The organism is Nocardioides convexus, assembly GCF_011090295.1.
Map to the genome: position 1 here is coordinate 4,446,933 of NZ_JAAMYA010000001.1, position 25,497 is coordinate 4,472,429.

Sequence of the window (25,497 nt, forward strand, 5' to 3'; positions counted from 1 at the left end):
GTCGCTGCGTGAGCCTGGGCAAGGAGCCTCGAGGAGCCTGGTCGACTCGGTGCACCGCGACGAGATGGCCCGCGCCCAGCAGCGGATGCGGATCGAGCAGATCGAGACCAAGGCGCTCGAGGAGCCTCGGCCTGGAGCCGGACGGCCTGGTCGCCGACTACGGCCCGGACCTGCCGGTGCCTGTGCTCGAGCCGCCCGCGGAGGGGGAGGAGCCGGCGGAGGACGCCGAGCCCCGCACCGTGCCCTACGTCCGCGAGGAGCAGGTCAAGCGGCTGCGCTCGGCGGAGAAGGCGCTCAACATGCTCGGCCGGGTCAACCCGCTGGCGCTGGAGGAGTTCTCCGCGATGGAGGAGCGCCACCAGTTCCTCTCCGAGCAGCCTGGAGGACCTGCGCCAGACCCGCAAGGACCTGCTCGACATCGTCAAGGACGTCGACGCCCGGGTGGAGCAGGTCTTCACCGAGGCGTACGCCGACGTGACCAAGGCCTTCGACCAGACCTTCGCCCGGCTCTTCCCCGGCGGTGAGGGGCGGCTGGTCCTCACCGACCCCCATGACATGCTCACCACCGGCATCGAGGTCGAGGCGCGCCCGCCCGGCAAGAAGGTCAAGCGCCTCTCGCTGCTCTCCGGCGGCGAGCGCTCGCTGGTCGCGGTCGCCTTCCTGGTCGCGCTGTTCAAGGCCCGGCCCTCGCCGTTCTACATCCTCGACGAGGTCGAGGCCGCGCTCGACGACACCAACCTGGGCCGGCTCCTGGAGATCTACGAGGAGCCTGCGGGAGAACTCCCAGGCTCCTCGTGATCACCCACCAGAAGCGGACCATGGAGGTCGGCGACGCGCTCTACGGCGTCACCATGCGCGGCGACGGCGTCTCGGCCGTGATCAGCCAGCGGCTCCGTCAGGAGTCCGCGTGAGCGATCCCGATCGCAGCCGGCCGACGCGCTCGTCGTACCGGGTCTGGCGGACGGCGACCACGCGCTGGTCGGACGACGACGTCTACGGCCACCTCAACAACGCGCGCTACTTCGACCTCATCGACACCGCCGTCAACGCCCACCTGCACGACGCCACCGGCAGCGACATCCGGACGCTGCCGGCCATCGGCGTCGTCGCGGAGGTCACCTGCCGGTACTTCGCGGAGATGGGCTACCCGCGACCGATCGAGATGGGCCTGGCCGTCGAGCGGCTCGGCACCTCCTCGGTCGTCTACCGGGTCGGGCTGTTCCAGGGCGACGGCGACGAGGCGTGCGCGGAGGGCCGCTTCGTGCACGTCTACGTCGACAACACCGACCCCGCGCGCCCCACGACCCCGGTCCCCGACGCGATCCGCGCGGTCCTCTCCCCACTCGTGGTGTGACCTCGGCCTCGTCGTGACCGGTTCCGGTGCCGCCGGTGCCGGATTCGTTGGCCCGGCGAGGCAGGATGGGAGACGAAGGCCGATCCCTACTCGGAGGAGTCGAAGTGCTGTTCGTCGCGCTGGCCATCCTGCTCAGCCTCGTTGTCTCGGGCGCCGTCGCCCTCTACGTCGCCTACCCGCACCGCGGCGAGCGCGTCCCCGGTGTCCCGTGGATCGGTGACGCGATGGCCAAGGCCGCGGACGCCGCGCCGGTGATCGAGGACGAGGAGCGCGACCTCCTGCGCCTGCAGTAGCCCCCGCGTGGTGGGATAGGGCCATGGAGTGGCTCTACCTGATCATCGGGATCGCCGTCGTCGGCGTGCTCGCCGTCGCCGGCTTCGTCACCACCCGGGTACGACGCCCCGGGCGCCTCCCCGAGCAGGCGCCGACCGACGTCATCACCCCCCGCGCCGCCGACCGTCGAGGTCCCGGTCGAGGAGCCCGCGGTCGAGGAGCCGGTCGCTCCTCCCGCGCCCACCGCGCCGACGGTCGAGGCGCCCGAGAAGCCCGCCTCCCGCCTGGTCCGGCTGCGCCAGCGCCTTGCCGGCTCCAACGCGCTGGGCCGCGGCCTGCTCAGCCTGCTCAGCCGCGACCGAACTCGACGAGGACACCTGGGAGGCCATCGAGGACCTCCTCATCGGCGCCGACATCGGCGTGCAGCCCACCCAGGAGCTCGTCGAGCGGCTGCGCACCCGGTTGCGGGTCGAGGGCGGCCAGGTCGCCGACGCCCGCACCGTGCTCCGCGAGGAGCCTGATCAACCTGGTGGACCCGTCGATGGATCGCGCGCTGCACGTCAGCGGCGAGAGCGCCCCGGGCGTCGTTCTGGTCGTCGGGGTGAACGGCACCGGCAAGACCACGACCGTCGGCAAGGCTCGCCCGGATCCTGGTCGCCGACGAGCGCACCGCCCTGCTCGCCGCCGCCGACACCTTCCGCGCCGCCGCCGCCGACCAGCCTGTCCACCTGGGGCGAGCGGGTCGGCGTCGAGGTCGTCCGCGGCCCCGAGGGCGGGGACCCCGCCAGCGTCGCCTTCGACGCCGTCAAGGAGGGCATGGACCGCGGCGTCGACACGGTCGTCGTCGACACCGCCGGCCGCCTGCAGAACAAGGCCGGCCTGATGGACGAGTCTCGGCAAGGTCAAGCGGGTCCTGGAGAAACAGGCCCCGGTCACCGAGGTGCTGCTCGTGCTCGACGCCACCACCGGCCAGAACGGCCTGATCCAGGCCAAGGTCTTCTCCGAGGTCGTCGACGTCACCGGCATCGTGCTCACCAAGCTCGACGGCTCCGCCAAGGGCGGGATCGTGGTGGCCGTGCAGCGCCGACTCGGCGTGCCGGTCAAGCCTGGTCGGGCTCGGCGAGGGCCCGGACGACCTGGCGCCGTTCGACCCGGCGGCGTTCGTGGACGCGCTGCTCAGCCTGACCTCGTCGCCGCGCGGACGTACCTGCCCGCCGGACCGGGAATGCGCGCCTCACCGGCCTGGTGAGCCACCCCTCTCGCACCATGTCCGCGCGAGTACGACGCGCGCCGGCGACATGACCTCGTAACGCGCCTGCAGATCTCGTTACACCCGCGAAACACGCGCCCGTGCCGGCCGAAACCAACGGCGACCAGCCTTCGGGGCATGGAAAACGGCTACTACACCTGGATGCTGGTGTCGGCCTCGCTCGTCCTCTTGATGACCGCCCCCGGCCTGGCGCTCTTCTACGGCGGCATGAGCCGGACCAAGTCCGTCCTCAACATGCTGATGATGTCGTTCACCGCCCTCGGCGTGGTCGGCATCGTCTATGCCCTCTGGGGCTGGTCGATGTCGTACAGCGCGACCTTCAAGGACGTCGACGGTCACACGGGCAAGGAGATCGCGAAGCTCTTCGCCAACCCCCTTCCACGAGTTCGGCCTGGAGCGCACGGACCCGGCGAACTACGTGTTCGTGGCCTTCCAGCCTGACCTTCGCGGTGATCACCGCGGCGCTGATCAGCGGCGCGGTGGCGGACCGGCTCAAGTTCTCGGCGTGGCTGGTGTTCCTGCCGATCTGGGTGACGCTGTCGTACTTCCCGCTGGCGCACATGGTGTGGGGCGGCGGCTTCCTCAGCGGCGTGCAGGGCGGCCTGGCCGACCTGTTGTTCTCCGGACCGGACGGCGCGGAGGTCGCGCCGATCGACTACGCCGGCGGCACGGTCGTGCACATCAACGCGGGTGTCGCTGGTCTGGTCCTGGCGCTGCTGCTCGGCAAGCGGATCGGCTTCGGCAAGGAGCCGATGAAGCCGCACAACCTGACCCTCACCATGATCGGCGCGGGCCTGCTGTGGTTCGGCTGGTTCGGCTTCAACGTCGGCTCGATCGTCGACCTGGACAAGTACACGACCGAGACCGGCCTGGTCTGGCTCAACACCACGCTGGCCACCTGCGCCGCGATGATGGGCTGGCTGCTGGTCGAGAAGGCTCCGCGACGGCCACGCCACTTCCCTCGGCGCGGCGTCCGGCGTCGTCGCCGGCCTGGTCGCGATCACCCCGGCCTGCGGCAACCTGGTGCCCTGGAGCTCGATCGTGCTCGGCCTGGTCGCCGGCGGTGTGTGCGCCCTGGCGGTGGGCCTGAAGTACCGGTTCGGCTACGACGACTCGCTGGACGTCGTCGGCGTCCACCTGGTCGGCGGCCTGATCGGCACGATCGGTGTCGGCTTCCTGGCCTCCAACGACGGTGGGCTGCTCACCGGCGGTGGTGCCAAGCAGCTCGTCGTGCAGGTGGCGGTCGCGGCCTTCGCGGTGGTCTGGTCCGGCATCGCCACCCTCGTGGTCGGGCTGGCCATCAAGTACACGATCGGGCTGCGGCTCGACCCCGACGACGAGGTCGAGGGCATCGACTTCGTCGAGCACGGTGAGTCCGCCTACGACCTCGGCACCGGCGGCGGCGCCCGTCGGTCCTCGGTCCTCATCCCCTGAAGCGAGAGGTAGCGCGCATGAAGCCTGGTCACGGCGGTCATCAAGCCGCACAAGTGGGAGGACGTCCGCGAGGCCCTCGAGTCCTTCGGCGTCACCGGGATGACGGTGAGCGAGGTCAGCGGCTACGGCCGCCAGAAGGGCCACACCGAGGTCTACCGCGGCGCGGAGTACGACATCGCGCTGGTGCCCAAGATCCGGATCGAGATCGTCGTGGACGACGCCGACACCGAGGACGTCGTCGGCATCGTCACCAAGACGGCGCACACCGGCCGGATCGGCGACGGCAAGGTCTGGGTGAGCCCGGTCGACACCGTGGTGCGGGTGCGCACGGGCGACAAGGACACCGCGGCCCTCTAGGACGACGGCGGTACGGCGGCCTCCTGGCGGAGCGCGCGCAGCACCTCGAGCTCGCGCTCGATGTCGCGCCGCTTCGCCTCGAGGCGTGCCACCTGCTCGGCGAGCAGCCGGTCCATCACCTCGGTGCGCTCGGCCGGGGACGCCTCCAGGCAGGGGAGCAGACTCGGCGACGCTGATGCTGCACAGCCCCGCGGCGAAGAGGTGCTGGATGAGGACCACCCGCTCGACCATCGTGGGCTCGAAGTTCCGCCACCCGCCGGGGGTGCGCGTCGAGCGCACCAGTCCCTGCTCCTCGTAGTAGCGCAGCGACCGCGGGCTGACCCCGGTCTCCTGCGCGAGCCTCGCCGATCCGCATCTCGCCTCCTCCCGGCAGTCTTGCACCTGACACCAGTGTGAGGTCCGAGCCTGGTCCGGTCGCGTCCCGGCGGGGGACGCCGGAGGCAGGAGAGATCTTCGTGCACTGGTTCTACCTCGGCATCGCGGTGCTGTTCGAGATCGGCGTCGCCCTCGCGGCCGGCCGCGCGGACGGCTTCACCCGGCGCGGCTGGACGGCGGTCACGCTGCTCAGCGGCGCGGCCGCGACGTACGCCCTCAGCAGGGCGCTGCTCACCTTCGACGTCGGCGTCGGCTACGCCCTGTGGACCTCGGCAGCCGGGGTCGGGATCACCGTCGTCGGCATGCTGCTCGGTCAGCGGATCACCGCTCGCCAGCCTGGTGGGCATCGGCGTGGTGATCGTCGGAGTCGTCGGGCTCCAGGCCAGCGGAGCGACCCGGTGAGCCGCTCGTGGGCGGTGCTCCTGCTCGCGGGCGCCTTCGAGGTCGGCTACGCGCTCGCGGTGGGCGGCAGCCACGGGTTCACCCGGCCGCTGTGGTCGCTGGCCGCCGCGGTCTTCTTCCTGATGACCCTGGCGGCGCTGAGCGTCGCGCTGCGGGGCATCGACGTCGGGGTCGGGTACGCCGTGTGGGCCGGGATCGGCTCGGTCGGAGCGGCCCTGCTCGGCCCGGTCCTGTTCGACGACAGCCTCACGCCGCAGCGGGCCGCGTGGCTGGCCGTGATCGTGGCCGGGGTGGTCTGGCTCAAGGCTCGCCGACCGGCCGGCCGAGGCCGAGGAGCCATTCACGACCGTGTAACGCTGGCCGGGAGACCTGTTACACGCGCGAAACATTCCGCCCGCAAAGTGGCGGGATGCCTCAACCGCTCCTGGCGTCCGCCGCCGCGGCCACCTCCTCCGGTGACACCGCGTGGCTGCTCGCCGCTGCTGCCCTGGTCCTGCTGATGGCCCCCGGCCTGGCGTTCTTCTACGGCGGCATGGTCCGCTCCAAGAGCGTCCTCAACATGATGATGATGGTCTTCGGCGCGCTCGCCGTGGTCATGGTCGTGTGGGTGCTGGTCGGCTACTCCATCGCGTTCGGCGACGACCTCGGCGGCGGGCTGCTCGGCGACCCGACGCAGTACGCCGGCTTCAAGGGCATGCTCGAGGCGGACCCGGGCGCGGCGTACCCGATCACCATCTTCGCGGCCTTCCAGGGCCTCTTCGCGGTGATCACCGTCGGCCTGATCGCGGGCGCGATCGCGGACCGGACCCGGTTCGGGACCTGGCTGGTGTTCGCGGCGCTGTGGACGGTGCTGGTCTACGCACCGGTCGCGCACTGGATCTTCGACTTCACCTCCGGCGACCACGTGGGCGGCTGGATGGCCAACAAGCTCGGTGCCCTCGACTTCGCCGGAGGTACGGCGGTCGAGATCAACTCCGGCGCCGCGGGCCTCGCCGCCGCACTGGTGCTCGGCCGGCGGGTCGGCTTCGGCCGCGACCCCATGAAGCCGCACAACCTGACCCTGGTCATGGTCGGTGCCGGCCTGCTGTGGTTCGGCTGGTTCGGGTTCAACGCGGGCTCCGCGCTCGCGGCGAACAACACCGCGGCCATCGTCTTCGTCAACACGCTGCTCGCCGGCTGCACCGGCCTGCTCGCCTGGCTCGCGGTCGAGCGCTTCCGCGACGGCCACGCGACGTCCTTCGGCGCGGCCTCGGGCGTGGTCGCCGGCCTGGTCGCGATCACGCCGTCCTGCGGCTCGGTGACGCCGATCGGCGCGATGCTCGTCGGGCTCGCCGCGGGCTCCGTCTGCGCCCTGGCGGTGGGCCTCAAGTACACCTTCAGGTACGACGACTCGCTGGACGTCGTGGGGGTCCACCTGGTCGGCGGTCTGGTCGGCACGATCATCATCGGCCTGCTGGCGTCCTCGGACGTGACCAGCGTCGACGGCCTGTTCTACGGCGGCGGCGCGGACCAGGCTCGGCAAGCAGACTCGTCGCCGCCGGCGCGACCCTGGCGTACTCCTTCACCGCCACGGCGATCCTGGTCTGGGTGCTGGAGAAGACGATCGGCTTCCGCGTCGACCCGGAGCACGAGGTGGCCGGTGTGGACCTCGTGATCCACGCGGAGACGGCGTACGACCTGCATGTCACCGGCGGTGCCCGGCCCCATTTCGGCCCCAGTACTGGCACGCTCTAGCCATGAAGCCTGATCAGCGCGGTCGTGAAGCCGCACAAGTGGGAAGACGTGCGGCAGGCGCTCGAGGCCGTCGGCGTCAACGGGATGACCGTCAGCGAGGTCAGCGGCTACGGCCGGCAGAAGGGCCACACCGAGGTCTACCGCGGCGCGGAGTACGACATCGCGATGGTGCCGAAGGTGCGCATCGAGATCGTCGCCGACGACCACGACGTGGAGCAGATCGTCGAGACGATCACCCGCGCCGCGCAGACCGGCAAGGTCGGCGACGGCAAGATCTGGGTGACCCCCGTCGAGTCGGTCGTGCGGGTGCGCACCGGCGACACCGGCCCCGCGGCCGTCTGAGCCGCGCGTGACCGCTGCCGATCGGGTCGCTCGCACGGAGTCCGCCGACGCCTTGTGCGTCAAGGCGTACGACGACGCGGGCGGTCTCGACGCGGGCGCGGCCCTGGTCGCGGTGGGCGGCTACGGACGCGGTGACATGGCGCCCTTCTCCGACCTCGACCTGGTCCTCGTCTCCGCCGAGGGCGTCGCCGAGGAGCCTGGGGGAGCGCTGGGCCGAGATCGCCGGGCAGGTCTGGTACCCGCTGTGGGACTCCGGCGCCAGGCTCGACCACTCGGTGCGCTCGCTCCCGGAGATGCTGACCGCCGCCGAGGCGGACGTGCGCGTCGCCTCCGGCCTGCTCGACGTGCGCCACGTCGCGGGCGACCCGAGCCTGACCATCCGGCTGCGGACCACGATCCTCGCGCAGTGGCGCCGACAGGCCCGGCAGCGCCTGCCCGAGCCTGCACGAGTCGGTGCGCAACCGGCACCGGCTGGCCGGTGAGCCTGGCGCACCTGTCGATGCCCGACCTCAAGGAGTCCGAGGGCGGCCTGCGCGACGCGACCGTGCTCAAGAGCCTGACCGCGACCTGGCTGGTCGACGTGCCGGCAGCCGACCTGGAGCGCTGCCGGATGCAGGCTGCTCGACGTGCGCGACGTGCTCCACGGCGCCGCGGGCCGGGCCACCGACCGGATCGCCCCGGAGCACTGGCAGCCGCTCGCCGACGGCCTCGGGCTGGCCGACGAGCGCGCGGCGCAGCGCTACGTCCGCGAGCTCGGCCGCCGGGTCACCCACCTGTCGCGGCTGGCCTGGCGCCGCACCGACGACGCCCTGCGCCGTACGCCGGCCGCGAAGCCGCGACGCCCCGCGCTCGACCGCATCGCCCCCGGGGTGGCGCTCTCCCAGGGCGAGGTGGTCCTCGACAAGGGCGCTCGCCCGGGTGAGGACCCGGTGCTGCTGCTGCGCGCAGCCGCGGAGGCGGCGACCCGCGACGTCGTGCTGGCGCCGCCGACCGCGGCCCGGCTGGTGCGCGAGTGCGCACCGCTGCCCAGCCCGTGGCCGGACGAGGCGCGCCAGCAGATGGTGCGCCTGCTCGCCGCGGGCCGCGGCCTGCTCGGGGTGTGGGAGACCCTGGAGGAGACCGGTGCGCTGGTGCGGATCCTGCCCGAGTGGGAGCGGATCCGGCTGCTGCCCCACGCCTCGGCCATCCACCGCTTCACCGTGGACCGGCACGTCGTGGAAACCTGCGTCGAGGCCTCCGCGCTGATCCGCGAGGTGTCCCGGCCCGACGTGCTCGTGGTGGCGGCGCTGCTGCACGACATCGGCAAGGGCGGGCTCACCGAGCACAGCGTCGCCGGCGCGCCGATCGCGCGGGAGATCGCCGAGCGGATGGGCTTCGGCGCCGAGGAGGTCGACCTGATCGGCCAGGCTCGTGCGCTGGCACCTGCTGCTCGCCGACCTGGCCACCACCCGCGATCCCGACGACCCGGCCACCATCGAGGCGCTCACCGAGCACGTGCCGACACCCGAGGCGCTCGCGCTGCTCACCGCGCTCACCGAGGCCGACGCCAAGGCGGCCTCGGCCAAGGCCTGGTCGTCGTGGCGCGCCGGGCTGGTCCTCGACCTGTCCCGCCGGGCCCGGTCCGCGCTGCAGCAGGGGAGCGTGCCGCCGGCCTTCCCGGTCGAGGAGATCGAGGTCCCCGCCCTCGCCCTGAGCGGCGACATCGCGATCACCGTCGAGCCCGTCGTCGACGGCTCCCGGGTCACCCTGGTGGCGCCGGACCGGGTCGGCCTGCTGGCCGACGTCGCGGCGATGTTCGCCCTGCGGCGGGTTCCCGTGCGGGCCGCGCGGATCTGGTCCCAGGAGGAGTTCGCCGTCTCCGCCTGGGACGTCGCCGACGAGCGCCTCGACCCCGGTGCCCTGCGCGACCAGGCTCGACGGTATCCAGGCCCGCCGGGTCGACCCGGCCACCCGGCTCGCGCCGCGGCCGGTGCCGGAGGGGGGAGCCTGGACCCGACCGTCGTCGTCCGGCCGGAGGCGAGCGACCACGCCACGGTCATCGAGGTGCGCGCGGCTGACCGCCTCGGCGTCGTCTACCAGGTGAGCGCCGCCCTTGCCGGGCTCGCCATGACGGTGCGCTCGGCACACGTCTCGACGCTGGGCCCGCAGGCGGTGGACGTCTTCTACGTCCAGGAGGAGGCCGCGGGGGGCGCTCTCGGAGACCCGCGCCGCCGAGGCCGCCCACGCGGTCCGGGCGGCCATCACCGGAGCCTGATCCGCGCGACCTTCTTGACGAGGTCCACGACCACCGGCGGCTCGTCGTCCTCCAGGTTCGGGATGACGGCGCCCTGGTTCTGGTGCGACTTCAGGTCCTGGTCGGCGCGGGCCCGGGCGGGGTCGAAGACGTCGATGAAGCCTCCCGAGCCCGTCGGCCATCCCGCCGGAGGTCGCGCCACCACTGCGCAGGACCCGGTTGCCGGCGAGCACGACGAGGACGAACAGCACCAGCGCGCCACCGGCGAGCACCAGCACCGTCGTCATCTCGCCACTGTAGGCCAGCCCGCCTCAGCAGCAGCGCGACCGCGGGTTGCGCTCCCGGTGCTCGGCCCGGTGCCGCTCCCAGGCGCGCCGGGTCATCGGGGCGCTGCCGGACGCGGCGCACCGGGCGACGTACTCGTCCCAGCGGGCCTCGCCGGTCGCCTCGCGGACGTACCAGCGCAGGCCGCGCCAGGCGCGCACGACGAGGCTCATGTCCGCGCCTCCTCCCATTCTCGTACGGCGGCCTTCTCCTGCGCCGTGGCGAAGAAGTCGGCCGGGGCGACGATCGCCGAGGGAGTCGGTGGCACCTCGGTCGTCGGCAGCGAGCCGGCCCGCAGCGCTCGCACCCACACCACCGCGGCGTTGGCCACCACGATCAGCACCAGGATCGCGAAGGCGAGCCTGCAGGACGCCGTTGGTGGTGGAGTTGGTGATCACCTGACCCATCTGGTCGGCGTCCTTTGCGGGAGCGAGGAGTCGGCCGGCGTCCCGGGCGTCGCGATAGCGGTCGGCCTGGGCGAAGTACCCGATCGCGGGGTTGTCGGAGAACACCTTCTGCCAGGACGCGGTCATCGTCGCGGCCAGGTCCCACGCGAGCGGGACGAGCGGAACCCATGCCCACCGGGCCTTGCCGTGCTTGAGCAGCAGGGTCACGCACAGCACCAGCGCGATGGCGGCGAGCAGACTGGTTGCTGATGCCGAACAGCGGGAACAGGCTGGTTGATGCCGCCGAGCGGGTCGGTCACGCCGACGTAGAGCATGTAGCCCCACGCCGCCACGACGACGGCGCTGGCGCCCCAGGCGGCGGGCTTCCACGAGGTGTCGCCGAAGCGCGGCCAGAAGTTGCCGATCGTGTCCTGCAGCATGAAGCGCCCGACCCGGGTGCCGGCGTCGACGGCGGTGAGGATGAAGAGCGCCTCGAACATGATCGAGAAGTGGTACCAGAACGCCGCCAGCCCACCCCCGAACGCGTCGGTGAAGATCTGCGAGATGCCGACCGCCAGGGTGGGTGCGCCGCCCGTGCGCGAGACCAGCGTCGGCTCCTGGACGGCCGCCGCGGCCTGCGTGAGCGTGTCGGGGGACAGGGTGAAGCCCAGGTTGCCGACGAACTCCGCGGCACTCGCCGCGGTGCCGCCGGTCGCGCCGGCGGGGCTGTTCATCGCGAAGTAGAGACCCTGGTCGATCACGCAGGCCGCGATCAGTGCGCTGATGGCGACGAAGGACTCCATCAGCATGCCGCCGTAGCCGATCATCCGGACCTGGCTCTCCTTGGCGATCATCTTCGGCGTCGTACCGGAGGCGATGAGGGCGTGGAACCCGGAGAGCGCGCCGCAGGCGATGGTGATGAAGACGAAGGGGAAGAGCTTTGCCGGCGAAGACCGGTCCGTCACCGTCCATCGCGAAGGAGGTGATGTCGTCGTTGGCGAGCACGGGCCGGGCCAGCACCAGGCCGACGGCGAGCAGCAGGATCACCCCGACCTTCATGAACGTCGAGAGGTAGTCGCGCGGCGTGAGCAGCATCCACACCGGCAGCACGGAGGCGACGAAGCCGTAGACGATCAGGCAGATCGTCAGCGTCTCGTGCGAGAGGGTGAGTGCGTCGCCGAGCCCGGTGTCGTCGATCCAGCCCCCGACGATGATGGCGAGCAGGAGCAGGGCCACACCGATCGCGGTGGCCTCGCTCACCCGGCCCGGGCGCAGGTAGCGGAGGTAGACGCCCATGAAGAGCGCGATCGGGATCGTCAACCCGATCGAGAACACGCCCCACGGAGACTCCGCGAGCGCGTTGACCACGACCAGCGCGAGGACCGCCAGGATGATGATCATGATGGCGAAGACCGCCACCAGCGCGGCCGTGCCCCCGACCACGCCGATCTCGTCGCGGACCATCTGCCCGAGGCTCTTGCCGTCGCGGCGCATCGAGAAGAAGAGCACCATCATGTCCTGGACGGCGCCCGCCAGGATGACGCCGACGATGATCCAGATCGTGCCGGGCAGGTAGCCCATCTGGGCAGCGAGCACCGGACCGACGAGCGGTCCGGCGCCGGCGATCGCGGCGAAGTGGTGCCCGAAGAGCACCCGGCGGTCGGTGACGTCGAAGTCCTGGCCGTTCTCCAGCCGCTCGGCCGGCGTGGCCCGCTCGTCGTCGACCTCCAGCACCCGGTTCGCGATGAACCGGGCGTAGAACCGGTAGGCGATGGCGTACGACGCCAGGGCCGCGAACAGGATCCACAGGGCCGAGACCTCCTCGCCGCGGGAGAGGGCGAGCACCGTCCAGCAGACGGCGCCGACCAGGGCGATGCCGCCCCAGGTCGCGATGCCGGCGGGAGTGGGGCGGCGGCGCGGGCCGCCCGGGCGTCGTAGGGGTGTTGCGGTCGCCATCCGGATCCTCCTTGACCCTGGCGGGGTGCCCCCGATGGCACTCCCGACCACCGCGCGCGGTGCCGGGCACCGGCGCAGTACCCTCGAACGTCCACCGCGGACGCGGTGGCCTGGGCCCCCGCCGGTTACGATCGGTGTTCGAGGCACCCACTTCTACGACGAATCCCACGAGGACGCAACGCTCTTGTTCGCCACACTTTCCGACCGGCTCTCCGCGACCTTCAAGAACCTGCGCGGCAAGGGGCGGCTCTCCGAGGCCGACATCGACGCGACCGCCCGCGAGATCCGGATCGCGCTGCTCGAGGCGGACGTCGCCCTGCCCGTGGTCAAGGACTTCGTCGCCGCGGTCAAGGAGCGCGCCCGGGGCGAGGAGGTCAGCGGTGCGCTGAACCCGGCCCAGCAGGTCGTCAAGATCGTCAACGACGAGCTCGTCACGATCCTCGGCGGCGAGACCCGCCGGCTGCGCTACGCCAAGACCGGCCCGACCGTCATCATGCTCGCGGGCCTCCAGGGTGCGGGCAAGACCACGCTGGCGGCCAAGGCTCGCCCGCTGGCTCAAGGAGCAGGGCAAGACCCCGCTCCTGGTCGCCTGCGACCTCCAGCGCCCCAACGCCGTCCAGCAGCCTGCAGGTCAACGGCGAGAAGGTCGGCGTCCCGGTCTACGCGCCCGAGCCCGGCAACGGCACCGGTGACCCGGTCGCCGTCGCGAAGGCCTCGATCGAGGAGGCCAAGCGCAAAGCCTGCACGACGTGGTCATCGTCGACACCGCCGGCCGCCTCGGCGTCGACGCCGAGATGATGGCCCAGGCCGCCGGCATCCGCGACGCGGTCCAGCCCGACGAGGTGCTCTTCGTCGTCGACGCGATGATCGGCCAGGACGCGCTGACCACCGCGCAGGCATTCCTCGACGGCGTCGGCTACGACGGCGTGGTCCTCACCAAGGCTCGACGGTGACGCCCGCGGTGGCGCCGCGCTGTCGATCCGCCAGGTGACCGGCAAGCCCGTCATGTTCGCCTCCACGGGCGAGAAGATGACCGACTTCGATGTCTTCCACCCCGACCGGATGGCCTCGCGCATCCTGGACATGGGCGACATCCTCACCCTGATCGAGCAGGCCGAGAAGGCCTTCGACCAGGAGGAGGCGATGCGCGCCGCCGAGAAGCCTCACCGGCGGCGACTTCACCCTCGACGACTTCCTCTCGCAGATGCAGCAGACTGAAGAAGTCTGGGCTCGATGACGAGCATCCTCAAGATGCTCCCGGGCATGGGCCAGATCCGCGACCAGATCGAGAACTTCGACGAGCGCGAGATCGACCGGGTCGAGGCGCTGATCCGCTCGATGACGCCGGCGGAGCGGGCGAACCCGAAGATCATCGACGGCTCGCGCCGTGCGCGCATCGCCAAGGGCTCGGGCCGCAGCGTCTCCGACGTCAACGGTCTCGTCGACCGCTTCTTCGAGGCGCGCAAGATGATGATGCAGATGGCCAAGGGCGGCGGGATGCCCGGCATGCCGGGGATGCCCGGCATGGGCGGGCCCGGTGGTGGCAAGCGGGCGAGCGCGAAGCAGAAGGCCAAGCAGACCAAGGGCAAGGGCGCGCGCAAGTCCGGCAACCCGGCCAAGGCGGCCCAGGAGGCCGCGGCGGCCAAGGAGAGGGCCGCCGCCGCGAAGCCGAACCCGTTCGGCATCGGCCAGGACGTCGACTACGAGGCCGCCGCCGAGAACCTCCAGGCTCCCGAAGGACTTCTCGAAGTTCCTCAAGTGAGCCGCTCGGTCCTCGTCGTCGACGGCGCCAACGTCGTCGGAGCCCGGCCGGACGGCTGGTGGAAGGACCGGGCAGGTGCGGCGCGCCGGCTGCACGAGCAGGCTCCTCGTCGCCGACGTCCCCTACGACGCCGTCGTGCTCGTCCTCGAGGGCCAGGCCAAGGGCGGTGCGCGCCCCGGCAGGGACGCCCACGTCACGACCGTGCACGCCGCCAAGGACGGTGACGCGACGATCGTGGCGCAAGCCCAGCAGGCCGTCGAGCAGGGCCACCGCGTCGTGGTCGTGACCGCCGACCGCGCGCTGGACGCGCGGGTGCACGGGGTCGGGGCGACGACCCTGTCGCCGACCTGGCTGCTGTCGTACCTGTGAGGCCGCTCGGGCGCTGAGGTGCTCAGCCGAGACCGAGCACCGACAGCGTCCGCGCCGCCATCTCGCGCTGGCCGAGGGCGTTGGGGTGCACCGGGCTGGTGGTCGGGAAGAGCGGGTCGATCCACCGCACGCCGGCCGGCTGGCAGGCGTCGTGTCCCTCGGAGGCCTGGGAGAGGTCGACGTACGTCGAGCCGGTCTCCCCGGCCGCCTGCGCGATGACCGCGTTGAGCGTGGCCTGGAGCTCGCGCAGGTAGGGCACGTCACCGCTGGCGATGGGCAGGCTTGGTGAAGCAGCCGCGGGTGGCCGGCAGGATCCACGGGTACCCCAGGATCGCGACCTGGGCGTGCGGCGCCTTGGCCCGGATCTTGGCCAGTGCGTCGCGCACGGCGGGGTAGGTCTTGGTGCGGATCGCGGTGACGAAGGTGTCGCCGTAGATGCTCTTGCACGGGCTGCCGATGCCGGCGGTGAGGATCCCGGCCGAGCCGCAAGCGAGGATCGCGCCGATGAAGGTGTTGTTGTCGTTGCCACCGATCGTCAGCGTGACCAGGTCGGTGTCGGCGGTGACCGCGTCGAGTTCGTGGGCCGACGCCGGGGTACTGCGCGCTCGTCAGGTGCGACGTCTGGGCCGCCCCGCAGGTCACGTCGGTGTACGCCGCGTCGGTCGCGGCGGCGATCAGGTGGCCGTAGTTGACCAGCGAGCGTGCGCACAGCGGCGACGACAGGTCGAGGGGGAGGACGGCGGAGGCGGCGGAGTAAACTGTCGCCGAGGGCGACGTAGTCCAGCGTGTCGTCCTGGGCGGAGGCAGGGAGGGTGCTGATGACGACCGCGGCGAGCGACGCGGCGGCGGTGGCCAGGAGGCGAAGGCGCATCGAGGTGATCCGTTCTGGAAGGGCCGGCGCCCCGAGTGGCGCCTGCTGGGGTCAGCATGCACCCGGCGGGCCCCGGGGGACAGGGCCCGCCGCGACCTTCCGGGCGGGCGTCCGGGGCGTTCGGTAGCGTCGGCCGGGTGCGTGCGCTGCGGTTCTCCGGTCCGGTCCTGCCCGACGGCGAGACACGGGAGGTGTTCGTCCTCGACGGCCGGATCACCTACGAGCGTCCCTCCGGCGCTGAGACCGCGGCCGAGGGCTGGATCGTGCCCGGCCTGGTCGACGCGCACAACCACCTCGGGCTGGAGGACGGCGGAGCGGTCTCCGAGGAGGAGATCGAGCGGACCGCGATCCTCGACCGCGCCGACGGCGTGCTGCTCACCCGTGACTGCGGCTCGCCCGCTGACACCCGCTGGGTGCAGGAGCGCGAGGACCTGCCTCGGCTCATCCGGTGCGGGCGGCACGTGGCGCGCACCCGCCGCTACCTCAAGGGGTACGGCGCCGAGGTCGAGCCCGAAGAGCCTCGCCGACACCGTCGCCGAGCAGGCCCGCGCGGGCGACGGCTGGGTCAAGCCTGGTCGGTGACTGGATCTCTCGCGAGGAGGGCGACCTGGCGCCGTCCTTCCCCGCCGACGCGGTGGCCGCGGCGATCGGGGTCGCGCACTCGCTGGGCGCGAAGGTGACGGCACACTGCTTCGGCGAGGACTCGCTCGGCCCCCTGCTGGACGCCGGCATCGACTGCATCGAGCACGGCACCGGGCTGACCGAGGCGCACATCGAGCGAATGGTCGCCGGCGGGGTGGCGCTCGTGCCGACGGTGCTGCAGACCGCGAAGTTCCCGGGCTTCGCCTCCGCCGGACGCGACAAGTTCCCGTCGTACGCCGACACGATGGAGCGGCTCTTCGCCCGCCGCCGCGAGGTGCTGATGCAGGCCCAGGAGGCCGGCGTCGCGCTCTACGTCGGCAGCGACGGCGGCGGCTCGGCCCGGCACGGCGTGCTGCACGAGGAGATCCGCGCGATGGCGGAGATGGGGCTGCCGAACGAGTACGTGCTCGGCGCGGCGTCCTGGCGGGCCCGTGCCTGGCTGGGGTGGAACCCCGGGCTCGACGAGGGCGACCCGGCCGACTTCGTGGTCTACCCGCGCAACCCGGTCGAGGACCTCTCGGTGCTCCGAGGAGCCCGCGGCCGTGGTGCTGCGCGGACGCGTCTACTCCTAGTCGTCCTCGCCCTCGTACGCCTCCCAGGCGGCCTCCAGCGCGTCGTGCGCGGCGCGCAGGACGGTGCGGCCGTTCGTCGCGGTGACCGTCAGCGCGGTCGCGACGGCGTCGTCGATCGCCGCCACCACCTCCGGTACGTCGCCCGCGGCGGCTCGCAGCGTCGCGGCACCCCGCAGCAGCGCGGCCGCGACGAGGTAGGCTCTCGACCCGGTACGAGCGCAGCGTGGTGCGTGCCGCCCTGGCGGTCGTGGACCCGCCGCTGACCGCGTCCCCCAGGGCGGTGAGCGCGGCGCGGTCGGCGGTGACCGAGGCGGCCAGCACCGCCTCCTGCGCGTCGGGCAGCCGGGTGAACGGCTTCGAGGCGGCGATCCGGGTCAGGGCCCGGTCCTTGAGCCTGATCTCCTTGAGCACCGCCCGGGTCGAGGCGGAGCCGGAGGAGGAGGCGTGCGCGGCATGGCCCCTCCCGCTGTGCGGGGCGGCCTCGGCGGCGGCGACGGGAGCGATCGTGAGTGCGGCGGCCGCGAGGGCGGCGACCGTGGAGCGACGGAGGATCATGTCTCGATGGTGCGGCGGCGCACCGCCCGCTGCCCACCTCCGGGCGGGTCGAGCCGGGCCACCCGGACGGGTGGGGGAGGCGGGCCGCGGTCCCGGGTGGTCCGATCACCCGGTCTGCCCGCGGGGCGCGCGGCTGCGCCGCACGACCGTCACCACGAGCAGGGCCAGGCCGCCGACGCCGAGGAGCCCGGCCAGGCACAGCCCGCCGAAGATCGCGCCGAGCAGCCCGCCGATGCTGGGCAGCGGACCGAGCCGGACCTCCGCATCGGGGGAGGTGGCGGTGCAGGTGAAGGTGAGCTTTCCGTCGCCGGTGTCGAAGGAACGCTCGGCGGACCACTGGTTGACCTCGTAGGATCCCGAGACGGAGCCGAGGTCGACCGGGCTGCCGTCGCCGGTCACGGCTGTGCAGGCTCGCCGGGCGGGACGCGGTGAGGAAGACGCCGTAGGTCTCCTCGCTCGGCAGGGCGACCTGGTGCGGCTGCCCGTCGGCGTCGATCACCGTCGCGTCGCCGCTCAGCGAGCGCCAGAAGATGACCCCTGCCGCGACGAGCACGAGGACGGCGGCGAGCATCAGGGCGATGCCGATCCAGATGCCGGAGCAGCCGACGGGACGGGTCGGGACAGGCGAGGTCATGGCGGCGAGGGTGCCCGATTCGGCAGTGCCCGACACATCTGGCAGACTTGGCGGCTGAGTTCTGTGTCTCCCGGTCCCTCTCAACCGGTGGTCACGGCGCCCATCGAGACCGGGCCCCGGTGTTCCCCACCTGGCGGTCCCGCCTCAACCCACACTAGTTCTCAAGGAGACACCACAAACGTGGCCGTCAAGATCCGTCTGAAGCGCCTGGGCAAGGTCCGGGTCCCGCAGTACCGCATCGTGATCGTCGACTCGCGCAAGAAGCGCGACGGCGCCGTGATCGAGGAGATCGGCAAGTACCACCCCAAGGAGGACCCGTCGTACATCGACGTCGTCTCCGAGCGGGCGCAGTACTGGCTCGGTGTCGGCGCGCAGCCGTCCGAGGCCGTCGAGGCGATCCTCAAGGTCACCGGCGACTGGCAGAAGTTCAAGGGCATCGAGGGCGCCGAGGGCACCCTCAAGGTCAAGGACGCCAAGCGCGACAAGGCTGGAGATCTTCAACGAGGCCCTCAAGGAGGCCGCCAACGAGCCCAAGGGCGCGGCGGTGACCAAGAAGGCCGACAAGAAGGAGAAGGCCGAGAAGGTCGAGGAGAAGCCCGCCGAGGCTGCTGCCGAGACCCCCGCGGAGGAGCCGGCCGCAGAGGCGCCCGCCGCCGAGAGCACCGAGGTCTGAGACCGTGCTGGCTGACGCGCTGGAGCACCTCGTCCGCGGAGTGGTCGACCACCCCGACGACGTGGTCGTGCGCGACAAGCAGGCTGCGGCGCGGCTCGATCCTCGAGGTCCGGGTGCACCCCGACGACCTCGGCAAGGTGATCGGCCGTGGCGGCCGCACGGCGACCGCGTTCCGCACGGTCGTCTCCGCGATCGCCGGCAACGGCAACACCCGGGTCGACTTCGTCGACACCGACCGTCGCTGACGTCGTCTCGTCGAGCAGCCCCGCACCGATGTGCGGGGCTGCTCGCATTTCCGCGACAATGACCGCCATGGAATCGCTCGAGGTCGTCGTCGGCCGGATCGGCAAGCCGCACGGCATCCGTGGCGAGGTCACGGTGGACGTGCGCACCGACGAGCCCGAGCGACGCTACGTCGACGGCGCGGTCCTCCTCGCCGAGGCGCCCCGGGGCTCGGCGTTCGCGGCCCGCACCCTGACCGTCGCGCGGACCCGCTGGCACCAGGGGGTCCTCCTGGCGACCTTCGAGGAGCCTGGCGGACCGCAACGCGGCGGAGGCCGCGCGCGGGGTCGTGCTGCGGGCCGTCGTACCCGCTGACGAGACGCCGGCCGACCCGGAGGAGTTCTACGACCACCAGGCTGATCGGCCTGGCGGCGTACGACACCGAGGGGACGGCGCTGGGTGAGGTCGTCGGCCTCGTCCACGGCGCCCAGGACCTGCTGCGGATCAAGACGCCGGGACGACGCGAGGCACTGGTGCCCTTCGTCAGCGCGCTGGTGCCGGAGGTCGACCTCGACGGCGGCCGGGTCGTCATCGCCGACCGACCGGGCCTGGTGACGCCCTTCCCGGACGACGAGGCCGGGTCGTGAGGCTCGACTACCTCACGATCTTCCCGGACTTCTTCGCCCCGCTGGACCTCTCCCTGGCCGGCAAGGCCGCCGCCGGCGGACTGCTGGACGTGCACGTGCACGACCTGCGCCAGTGGGCCACCGACCGCCACCGCACCGTCGACGACACGCCGTACGGCGGCGGAGCCGGCATGGTGATGAAGCCCGAGCCGTGGGGCGAGGCGTTCACCGCACTCGGCGTCGACGCGCGGACGACGGTCGTGTTCACCACCCCCTCCGGCGAGCCCTTCGACCAGCGCGTCGCCGAGGAGCCTGTCCGGACGCGAGCGGCTGGTGTTCGCCTGCGGGCGCTACGAGGGCATCGACCAGCGCGTGATCGACCACGCCCGCGAGATCGCCGAGGTCCGCGAGATCAGCCTCGGCGACTACGTCCTCAACGGGGGCGAGGTCGCCGCGCTCGCCGTGACCGAGGCCGTCGTCCGGCTGCTGCCCGGCTTCATGGGCAACGCCGCGTCGCTGGTCGAGGAGTCCCACGCCGAGGGCGGCCTGCTGGAGTACCCCGTCTACACCAAGCCCCGGGCCTGGCAGGGCCGCGAGGTGCCCGAGGTCCTGCTCAGCGGCGACCACGGGCGGATCGCGGCCTGGCGCGCGGCCGAGGCGCGGCGTCGTACGGCGCTGCGGCGGCCGGACCTGCTGCACCCCTCCGTCCTCGACGACGGCAGCCCGATCGTGCGCGCCACGCCCGCCGACGCCGGGGAGATCCTCACCCTGCAGCGCGCCTGCTGGCTGCAGGAGGCCCTCGCCAACGACACCCTCGACATCCCCGCGCTGCAGGAGTCCCTCGACGACGTCCGTGCGGGACTGGCCGAGTGGGACACCTGGGTGGTGCGCCGGGCCGGCCGCCTCGTCGGCGCCGCCCGCGGCAAAGCTCGAGGACGCGACCACCTGGGACATCGGCCGGGTGATGGTCGCCCCCGACCTGCAGGGCAGCGGCCTCGGGCGGGTGCTGCTCGAGCACATCCAGGCCGTCGCGCCGGAGCAGGTCACGTCGTACCAGGCTCTTCACGGGGGCGGCGAGCGTCCGCAACCAGCGGCTCTACAAGAAGGCCGGCTTCCGGTTGCGGCCGGATCTCCCGGGACCGCCGCACACGGTCACGCTCACCAAGCGGCGCTGAGCGTTCACGAGCGCGTCACACGCTCGTGGAACCTGTAACACCTGCGAAACGAAGCCCGGTGCTCGGTGAAATCGCGCGGGTCCAGAGTCGGGGCAGACCGGCCGCCAACGACGGCGGCCTCTGTGGGTCGAGGTCTGGCCCGTCCTTTCCCGAGGAGATTCTTTCGATGACTCTTGCTGTCCTGTGGCTGCTGATCGCAGCGGCCCTCGTGCTCTTCATGACGCCGGGCCTGGCGTTCTTCTACGGCGGCTTGGTCAAGTCCAAGTCCGTGATCTCGATGATGATGCTGAGCTTCGGCTCCATCGGCCTCGTCGCGGTGCTGTGGATCCTCTTCGGGTTCAACCAGGCCTTCGTCGACGGCACCTCCGCCACCGACTGGATCCCGGAGATCCTCGGCAACCCGTTCTCCGACTTCGGCCTGCAGGACGCCGCGAAGGCTGCCTTCAGCGGCGACGCAGCGGCCGGCGTCACCCTGGCGAGCGCGATCTTCGGGGCGACGTTCGCGATCATCACCGTCGCGCTGATCTCCGGCGCGATCGCCGACCGGGCCCGGTTCTGGCCGTGGATGCTCTTCGTCGGGCTGTTCGCGACCCTCGTCTACTTCCCCGTCGCCTCCTGGGTCTTCGCGTTCGTGGTCAACGACGACGGCTCGGCCACGTTCACCGGCTGGGTGGGTCAGGCTGGGCACGCACCTGGGCTTCGACGCGAGCACCATCGACTTCGCCGGCGGTACGGCGGTCCACATCAACGCCGGCGCAGCGGCGCTCGCCCTCGCCCTGGTCCTCGGCAAGCGCAAGATCGGCTTCTCCAAGGAGGAGGCGCAGCCCCACAACGTCCCGCTCGTGCTCATCGGCGCCGCGATCCTGTGGTTCGGCTGGTTCGGCTTCAACGGCGGCGCGGCCACGGCGGACGGCCAGATCGGCCTGATCTTCGTCAACACGCTCGTCGCCCCGGCGGCCGCGCTCGTCGGCTGGATCGTCGTCGAGCATTTCAAGGAGGGCAAGGCGACCGCCGTCGGCGCTGCCTCGGGCATCGTGGCCGGCCTCGTCGCCATCACCCCGTCGTGCGCCAACCTGACCCCGATCTGGGCGATCGTCCTGGGCCTGGTCGCCGGTGCCGTCTGCGCCTTCGCCATCGAGTCTCAAGTACAAGATCGGCGTCGACGACACCCTCGACGTGGTGGGCATCCACCTCGTCGCCGGCTTCATCGGGACCCTCTACCTGGGCTTCTTCGCCATCGACACCGGTCTGTTCACCGGCGGCAACCTCGAGCAGGCTCGTGGTGCAGGCCATCCCGGCCTTCGCGATCGCGGCGTACTCGTTCATCGTCGCCTTCGTCCTCGGCACGGTCATCGACAAGACGATCGGCTTCCGCGCCAAGGAGGAGGACGAGGTCGCGGGCATCGACCTCGCCCTGCACGGCAACGGCTACGCGATCGACTGATCCCGCTCGCTCACCGACTCGACAGGCCCGTCCCGTACGCCGGGGCGGGCCTGTCGTGACCTCGGCGGCCTGTCGTGGGGGCGGGCCGCCGAGTCATCGACACGCAGTCACAAGAGCGCTCAGGCGCCGCGCATCCGGCGGCTGGACGCCTGGATCCGGTCGCTGAGGTCGCCGACCTCGTCGAGCACCGCACCGGCGAGCCAGACCGGCGCCCGCCGTGAGCGCGGTGCGCGGCGCAGCACCCCGGCCCGGGTCAGCGCGGCGAGCACCGCCGCGGCCTCCTCCTCGTCCACCCCGATCCGCCCGGCGACCAGCGCCGGGTTGACGATCGGCTCCTCGACGAGCAGGTCGAGGGTGCGGTGCGGGGGAGTGCCGGGCCGGGAGCCGCCGACTGCCGCTCCCCAGTCGGCGCGCACCTCGCGCAGGCGGGTGGCGGTCACCCAGGACTCCGCGGTGGCGATCCGCACGGCCGAGGCGAGCATGGCGACGATGGTGGCGGCCTGACCGGCGCGGTAGTCGCCGAGCGCGGCGAAGTAGCGCTCCCGGTGCGCCACCAGCGCCGAGGCGATCGGCACGGTGAGGTGGCGGGTGGCCCGCCGCCGGCGCAGCACCGCGTGGATCAGGGTCCGCCCGATCCGCCCGTTGCCGTCGATGAACGGGTGGATCGACTCGAACTGCGCGTGCACGATCGCCGCCTGCGCCACCGGCGGCAGGTCGTCGCGGTCGGCGAAGGCGAGCAGGTCGTCGAGGTAGGCCGAGACGGTCTCCGGCGGGGGAGGCACGTGGAGCGCGCCGAGCGGGGACCAGTCGCTGCCGCCCACCCAGTTCTGCGTGGTGCGCAGGGTGCCGGCCCGGTGCGCCTCCGACGGGGTACGGCGGAAGAGGTCGTGGTGCGCGCGCAGGATCGCCTCGCGGCGGATCTCCCGGCTGCGGTCGGCGTCGGCGATCATCCGGGTCAGCGCGGCGGTCGCCGAGGCCATCGACACCGCCGAGGCGTTGGCCCCGGCTCCGAGCAGGGCCCGGCCGTAGTCGGCCAGGCTGGCGTCGACGTCCTCGATCTTGGAGGAGTCCACGGCCTCGGTGCGCAGGCTGGAGGTGGTTGAGCGCGCTCAGGGTGCGCCCGTGCACCAGGTCGAGGTGGCTGAGGTCGCCGGCACACGCGGTGGTCATCGCTCGCAGGGTCCGGTCCATCGGCAGGTCCCGCTCCGCGACGTACGGCGGCAGGCTGACCGTCACCTCCCGCAGCAGCCGGTCCGCGCGGGGTCCGCGCGGGGTGCGCTGGCGCCAGGGCCGGACCTCCGCACCGTGTGGCTCCCAGTCGCGCTGCATGGGCCGCATTGTCGCAGTCGCGGATTTCCGGTGGCGTCGGCGACTGTGGGAAGATTCTTCGTCGGTGTCGCGGACGCTTCTGCCACAGGGGAATCGTCGACCGCGCACCCCCACGATCCATCACCTATTCCGCGGCTGACCTGTGGCACTCGCGAGGAGAATCATGAGCAACCCCAGCCCCGCCGTCGTGACCGAGCTCGGCAACGCCGTCAAGCGTGACGACGTCCCCGACTTCCGCGCCGGTGACACCGTCAAGGTCCACGTCAAGGTCGTCGAGGGCAACCGCTCCCGCGTCCAGGTCTTCCAGGGCGTCGTGATCCGCGTCCACGGCTCCGGCGTCGGTCGCACCTTCACGGTCCGCAAGGTCTCCTTCGGTGTCGGTGTCGAGCGGACCTTCCCGCTCCACTCGCCGATCTTCGAGTCCATCGAGGTCGTCACCCGCGGTGACGTGCGTCGCGCCAAGGCTCTACTACCTGCGCAACCTCACCGGCAAGAAGGCGAAGATCAAGGAGCGTCGCGAGGCCTGAGAGCCCGCCGCTTGCCGAAGGCCCGACCGCAACGGTCGGGCCTTCGCGCTTTCCCCAGGGGCACGTGCCTAGACTCAGCCAACGTGACGACCGACGAGACGGCAGGCGACGAGACGGCCCCCGGCCACGACGACGCCGCGGCCGGGGACCAGGGTCCCCGGCACTCCGAGAAGACCGAGCGCAAGCACCTGCCGGTGTGGCAGGAGAGCATCCTGCTGCTCGCGGTGGCGCTGGGCCTGGCTGTCGTCATCAAGGCGGTGTTCGTCCGGGCGTTCTACATCCCCTCCGAGTCCATGGAGCCGGGCCTGGTCAAGAACGACCGGATCCTCGTGCAGAAGGTCTCCTACTGGTTCGGCGGCTCGCCGAAGCGCGGCGACGTGATCGTCTTCGAGGACCCGGGCCAGTGGCTCGGCGAGACCGACGACCAGGGCCCCACCGGCTTCGCCAACCTGCTCTCCAAGGTCGGCCTGTACCCCACCGGCGGGCACCTGGTGAAGCGGGTGATCGGCACCGAGGGCGACGTCGTGGTCTGCTGCGACAAGCAGGGCCGGATCGAGGTCAACGGGGTCGCCATCGACGAGAAGTCCTACCTCGGCCCCGACCCGGGCGCCTGCAACGCCGAGTTCGCTCGACGACTGGCCGGTCCGCAAGGGCTCCGCCTTCGCGGGGCGCTGCAGGCTGGACCATCGGGCCGGTCCCCGCCGGCAAAGCTTGCTCGTGCTCGGCGACAACCGCGGGCACTCCGCCGACTCGCGGGCACACCTGTGCAACCCCGACGACGACCCGTGCACCAAGAGCCCGTGGGTGGACACCGACATGGTCGTCGGCAAGGTCTTCACGCTGATCTGGCCGCGTGACCGCTGGCGCTGGATCAGCCGTCCCGAGGTCTTCGACAAGGTCCCGGACTCGCCGCCGGCCGACCTCCTCGAGAAGGCGAAGAAGCTCGACGCGATCCCGGGGGCCTAGCCGGGTCATGTCCGTCCTGCCGAAGGGAGCCACCGTCCGGCGCGACGCCGGCATCTACGGCTACGAGCGGGCGCTGCGCCGCCACGGTCTCGAGCCGATCGCCGGTGTCGACGAGGCCGGCCGCGGCGCGTGCGCCGGTCCGCTGGTCGCCGGCGCCGCGATCCTGCCGCCCGGCAAGGCCGGGATCGTGCCCGGCCTCGCCGACTCCAAGTCTGCTCACCGCCGCCGCCCGCGAGCGCTGCTACGAGCAGGTCGTCAAGCGTGCGCTGGCCTGGTCGGTGGTGGTGATGTCGCACGAGGAGTGCGACCGGCTGGGCATGCACGTCGCGAACGTCGAGGCGCTGCGGCGCGCGGTGGCGAAGCCGGCCGTCGCACCGTCGTACGTGCTCACCGACGGCTTCCCCGTCGACGGTCTCGGGGTCCCGGGGGTGGCGATGTGGAAGGGCGACCGGGTCGCGGCCTGCGTCGCGGCGGCGTCGGTGCTGGCCAAGGTCACCCGCGACCGGATCATGGTCGAGGCTCGACGGCCAGTGGCCGGCGTACGACTTCCGGACGCACAAGGGCTACATCACCGCGACCCACAGCGCGGCGCTGGAGGAGCACGGGCCCTCGCCGGTGCACCGCATGCGCTTCGTCAACGTACGACGCGCGGCCGGGCTGGAGCCGCTGCCAGGGGGAGAGGGCTAGAGT

At 72.1% G+C, this 25,497-nt stretch carries 25 protein-coding genes and 15 pseudogenes; 31 read left to right on the plus strand and 9 right to left on the minus strand.

All coding sequences use genetic code 11. The features are described 5' to 3' along the window. Positions 1–8: 8 nt before the first annotated feature. From G5V59_RS32870 to G5V59_RS32900, 9 genes and pseudogenes are all read left to right on the plus strand, one after another. Positions 9–524 carry a hypothetical protein gene (locus tag G5V59_RS32870; RefSeq protein WP_278259247.1) on the plus strand — a complete coding sequence of 172 codons (516 nt, stop codon included), beginning with the start codon at positions 9–11 and terminating at the stop codon, positions 522–524. Further along, positions 475–798 carry a hypothetical protein gene (locus G5V59_RS32875; RefSeq protein ID WP_278259248.1) on the plus strand — a complete coding sequence of 108 codons (324 nt, stop codon included), beginning with the start codon at positions 475–477 and terminating at the stop codon, positions 796–798. The genes G5V59_RS32870 and G5V59_RS32875 overlap by 50 nt, the downstream gene beginning before the upstream one ends. 109 nt (positions 799–907) lie before the next feature. Then, positions 908–1,354 carry an acyl-CoA thioesterase gene (locus G5V59_RS32880; RefSeq protein ID WP_278259249.1) on the plus strand — a complete coding sequence of 149 codons (447 nt, stop codon included), beginning with the start codon at positions 908–910 and terminating at the stop codon, positions 1,352–1,354. Between the two features lie 104 nt (positions 1,355–1,458). Continuing rightward, positions 1,459–1,647 (plus strand): hypothetical protein, encoded by a 189-nt coding sequence (locus G5V59_RS32885; protein WP_278259250.1) that lies wholly within the window; start codon positions 1,459–1,461, stop codon positions 1,645–1,647. Positions 1,648–1,670: 23 nt separating this feature from the next. Further along, positions 1,671–2,778: pseudogene (gene ftsY / locus G5V59_RS32890) on the plus strand (signal recognition particle-docking protein FtsY); the annotation flags it as partial. Positions 2,779–3,038: 260 nt separating this feature from the next. After that, positions 3,039–3,338 carry a hypothetical protein gene (locus G5V59_RS38255; RefSeq protein ID WP_341351088.1) on the plus strand — a complete coding sequence of 100 codons (300 nt, stop codon included), beginning with the start codon at positions 3,039–3,041 and terminating at the stop codon, positions 3,336–3,338. A gap of 8 nt (positions 3,339–3,346) precedes the next feature. After that, a pseudogene (locus tag G5V59_RS38260) lies at positions 3,347–3,763 on the plus strand (hypothetical protein); the annotation flags it as partial. 121 nt (positions 3,764–3,884) lie between these two features. Continuing rightward, positions 3,885–4,331: pseudogene (locus G5V59_RS38265) on the plus strand (ammonia channel protein); the annotation flags it as partial. A 24-nt stretch (positions 4,332–4,355) separates the two neighbouring features. Then, the gene (locus G5V59_RS32900) at positions 4,356–4,688 is read left to right on the plus strand and encodes a P-II family nitrogen regulator (protein ID WP_278260210.1); all 333 of its coding nucleotides are present in this window, start codon (positions 4,356–4,358) and stop codon (positions 4,686–4,688) included. A gap of 243 nt (positions 4,689–4,931) precedes the next feature. On the opposite strand, the pseudogene G5V59_RS32905 reads toward G5V59_RS32900, so the two are convergent. Continuing rightward, a pseudogene (locus G5V59_RS32905) lies at positions 4,932–5,069 on the minus strand (MerR family DNA-binding transcriptional regulator); the annotation flags it as partial. Between the two features lie 74 nt (positions 5,070–5,143). Between G5V59_RS32905 and G5V59_RS32910 the strand changes: the two are divergent. The 6 genes and pseudogenes from G5V59_RS32910 (at position 5,144) to G5V59_RS32935 (ending at position 9,598) form a co-directional block, all read left to right on the plus strand. After that, positions 5,144–5,965, plus strand: a complete 822-nt coding sequence (locus tag G5V59_RS32910; RefSeq protein ID WP_278259251.1) for an SMR family transporter — start codon at positions 5,144–5,146, stop codon at positions 5,963–5,965. Further along, positions 5,965–6,921: pseudogene (locus G5V59_RS32915) on the plus strand (ammonium transporter); the annotation flags it as partial. The gene G5V59_RS32910 and the pseudogene G5V59_RS32915, both read left to right, overlap by 1 nt. A gap of 122 nt (positions 6,922–7,043) precedes the next feature. Continuing rightward, positions 7,044–7,199, plus strand: a complete 156-nt coding sequence (locus G5V59_RS32920; RefSeq protein ID WP_278260211.1) for a hypothetical protein — start codon at positions 7,044–7,046, stop codon at positions 7,197–7,199. 9 nt (positions 7,200–7,208) lie between these two features. Then, positions 7,209–7,541, plus strand: coding sequence for a P-II family nitrogen regulator (locus G5V59_RS32925; RefSeq protein WP_341351352.1), 333 nt, complete (start codon positions 7,209–7,211; stop codon positions 7,539–7,541). A gap of 52 nt (positions 7,542–7,593) precedes the next feature. After that, positions 7,594–8,463 carry a nucleotidyltransferase domain-containing protein gene (locus G5V59_RS32930; RefSeq protein ID WP_278259253.1) on the plus strand — a complete coding sequence of 290 codons (870 nt, stop codon included), beginning with the start codon at positions 7,594–7,596 and terminating at the stop codon, positions 8,461–8,463. A 136-nt stretch (positions 8,464–8,599) separates the two neighbouring features. After that, positions 8,600–9,598 carry an HD domain-containing protein gene (locus G5V59_RS32935; protein WP_278260212.1) on the plus strand — a complete coding sequence of 333 codons (999 nt, stop codon included), beginning with the start codon at positions 8,600–8,602 and terminating at the stop codon, positions 9,596–9,598. Positions 9,599–9,781: 183 nt separating this feature from the next. On the opposite strand, the gene G5V59_RS32940 is transcribed toward G5V59_RS32935, so the two are convergent. From G5V59_RS32940 to G5V59_RS32955, 4 genes and pseudogenes are all read right to left on the minus strand, one after another. Beyond that, positions 9,782–10,036 carry a hypothetical protein gene (locus G5V59_RS32940; protein ID WP_278259254.1) on the minus strand — a complete coding sequence of 85 codons (255 nt, stop codon included), beginning with the start codon at positions 10,034–10,036 and terminating at the stop codon, positions 9,782–9,784. A 49-nt stretch (positions 10,037–10,085) separates the two neighbouring features. Then, positions 10,086–10,631: a YbdD/YjiX family protein gene (locus tag G5V59_RS38270; RefSeq protein WP_341351353.1), complete on the minus strand. Its 546-nt coding sequence runs from the start codon at positions 10,629–10,631 to the stop codon at positions 10,086–10,088. Between the two features lie 77 nt (positions 10,632–10,708). After that, entirely contained in the window at positions 10,709–11,449 is a 741-nt protein-coding gene (locus tag G5V59_RS32950; protein WP_278260214.1) for a carbon starvation CstA family protein, read from the minus strand. A 22-nt stretch (positions 11,450–11,471) separates the two neighbouring features. Next, positions 11,472–12,440: pseudogene (locus G5V59_RS32955) on the minus strand (carbon starvation CstA family protein); the annotation flags it as partial. Between the two features lie 184 nt (positions 12,441–12,624). Between G5V59_RS32955 and ffh the strand changes: the two are divergent. Continuing rightward, a pseudogene (gene ffh / locus G5V59_RS32960) lies at positions 12,625–14,168 on the plus strand (signal recognition particle protein); the annotation flags it as partial. A 169-nt stretch (positions 14,169–14,337) separates the two neighbouring features. Beyond that, positions 14,338–14,571 carry an NYN domain-containing protein gene (locus tag G5V59_RS32965; RefSeq protein WP_278259255.1) on the plus strand — a complete coding sequence of 78 codons (234 nt, stop codon included), beginning with the start codon at positions 14,338–14,340 and terminating at the stop codon, positions 14,569–14,571. A 22-nt stretch (positions 14,572–14,593) separates the two neighbouring features. On the opposite strand, the gene G5V59_RS32970 is transcribed toward G5V59_RS32965, so the two are convergent. The 3 genes from G5V59_RS32970 to G5V59_RS32980 all read right to left on the minus strand — a co-directional run bounded on the left by G5V59_RS32970 (position 14,594) and on the right by G5V59_RS32980 (position 15,442). Continuing rightward, entirely contained in the window at positions 14,594–14,830 is a 237-nt protein-coding gene (locus G5V59_RS32970; protein ID WP_278259256.1) for a GDSL-type esterase/lipase family protein, read from the minus strand. Position 14,831: 1 nt separating this feature from the next. Further along, positions 14,832–14,957 (minus strand): hypothetical protein, encoded by a 126-nt coding sequence (locus G5V59_RS32975; protein WP_278259257.1) that lies wholly within the window; start codon positions 14,955–14,957, stop codon positions 14,832–14,834. Between the two features lie 149 nt (positions 14,958–15,106). Continuing rightward, positions 15,107–15,442 (minus strand): hypothetical protein, encoded by a 336-nt coding sequence (locus G5V59_RS32980; protein ID WP_278259258.1) that lies wholly within the window; start codon positions 15,440–15,442, stop codon positions 15,107–15,109. 137 nt (positions 15,443–15,579) lie between these two features. On the opposite strand from G5V59_RS32980, the gene G5V59_RS38275 reads away from it, so the two are divergent. The 10 genes and pseudogenes from G5V59_RS38275 (at position 15,580) to G5V59_RS33035 (ending at position 21,985) form a co-directional block, all read left to right on the plus strand. Beyond that, on the plus strand, positions 15,580–16,122 hold the full coding sequence (locus tag G5V59_RS38275) for a hypothetical protein (RefSeq protein ID WP_341351089.1): 543 nt from the start codon (positions 15,580–15,582) through the stop codon (positions 16,120–16,122). Continuing rightward, positions 16,077–16,919, plus strand: a complete 843-nt coding sequence (locus tag G5V59_RS38280) for an amidohydrolase family protein (RefSeq protein WP_341351090.1) — start codon at positions 16,077–16,079, stop codon at positions 16,917–16,919. Before G5V59_RS38275 ends, G5V59_RS38280 begins: the two co-directional genes overlap by 46 nt. Positions 16,920–18,085: 1,166 nt before the next feature. Beyond that, a pseudogene (rpsP, locus tag G5V59_RS33000) lies at positions 18,086–18,277 on the plus strand (30S ribosomal protein S16); the annotation flags it as partial. A gap of 245 nt (positions 18,278–18,522) precedes the next feature. Then, positions 18,523–18,763 (plus strand): annotated as a pseudogene (locus G5V59_RS33005) (RNA-binding protein). Between the two features lie 67 nt (positions 18,764–18,830). Further along, positions 18,831–19,387, plus strand: a pseudogene (gene rimM, locus G5V59_RS33010) (ribosome maturation factor RimM). Then, positions 19,384–20,059: pseudogene (trmD, locus tag G5V59_RS33015) on the plus strand (tRNA (guanosine(37)-N1)-methyltransferase TrmD); the annotation flags it as partial. The pseudogenes rimM and trmD, both read left to right, overlap by 4 nt. 268 nt (positions 20,060–20,327) lie before the next feature. Then, on the plus strand, positions 20,328–20,579 hold the full coding sequence (locus tag G5V59_RS33020; protein ID WP_278260380.1) for a GNAT family N-acetyltransferase: 252 nt from the start codon (positions 20,328–20,330) through the stop codon (positions 20,577–20,579). 155 nt (positions 20,580–20,734) lie between these two features. Further along, positions 20,735–21,193: pseudogene (locus tag G5V59_RS33025) on the plus strand (ammonia channel protein); the annotation flags it as partial. A gap of 61 nt (positions 21,194–21,254) precedes the next feature. Further along, positions 21,255–21,726 (plus strand): annotated as a pseudogene (locus G5V59_RS33030) (ammonia channel protein); the annotation flags it as partial. Positions 21,727–21,820: 94 nt separating this feature from the next. Continuing rightward, positions 21,821–21,985, plus strand: coding sequence for a hypothetical protein (locus G5V59_RS33035; protein WP_278260215.1), 165 nt, complete (start codon positions 21,821–21,823; stop codon positions 21,983–21,985). Between the two features lie 119 nt (positions 21,986–22,104). Here the strand turns inward: G5V59_RS33035 and G5V59_RS33040 are convergent, their stop codons facing one another. Further along, positions 22,105–23,058 (minus strand): Fic family protein, encoded by a 954-nt coding sequence (locus tag G5V59_RS33040; RefSeq protein WP_278259261.1) that lies wholly within the window; start codon positions 23,056–23,058, stop codon positions 22,105–22,107. A 419-nt stretch (positions 23,059–23,477) separates the two neighbouring features. Between G5V59_RS33040 and rplS the strand changes: the two are divergent. The 4 genes and pseudogenes from rplS to G5V59_RS33060 all read left to right on the plus strand — a co-directional run bounded on the left by rplS (position 23,478) and on the right by G5V59_RS33060 (position 25,494). Continuing rightward, positions 23,478–23,841 (plus strand): annotated as a pseudogene (gene rplS, locus G5V59_RS33045) (50S ribosomal protein L19). Next, positions 23,838–24,698, plus strand: a complete 861-nt coding sequence (lepB, locus tag G5V59_RS33050) for a signal peptidase I (protein ID WP_341351354.1) — start codon at positions 23,838–23,840, stop codon at positions 24,696–24,698. The pseudogene rplS and the gene lepB overlap by 4 nt, the downstream one beginning before the upstream one ends. After that, the gene (locus G5V59_RS33055) at positions 24,658–24,807 is read left to right on the plus strand and encodes a hypothetical protein (RefSeq protein WP_278259262.1); all 150 of its coding nucleotides are present in this window, start codon (positions 24,658–24,660) and stop codon (positions 24,805–24,807) included. The genes lepB and G5V59_RS33055 overlap by 41 nt, the downstream gene beginning before the upstream one ends. Positions 24,808–24,814: 7 nt before the next feature. Further along, a pseudogene (locus G5V59_RS33060) lies at positions 24,815–25,494 on the plus strand (ribonuclease HII). Positions 25,495–25,497: the final 3 nt, after the last annotated feature.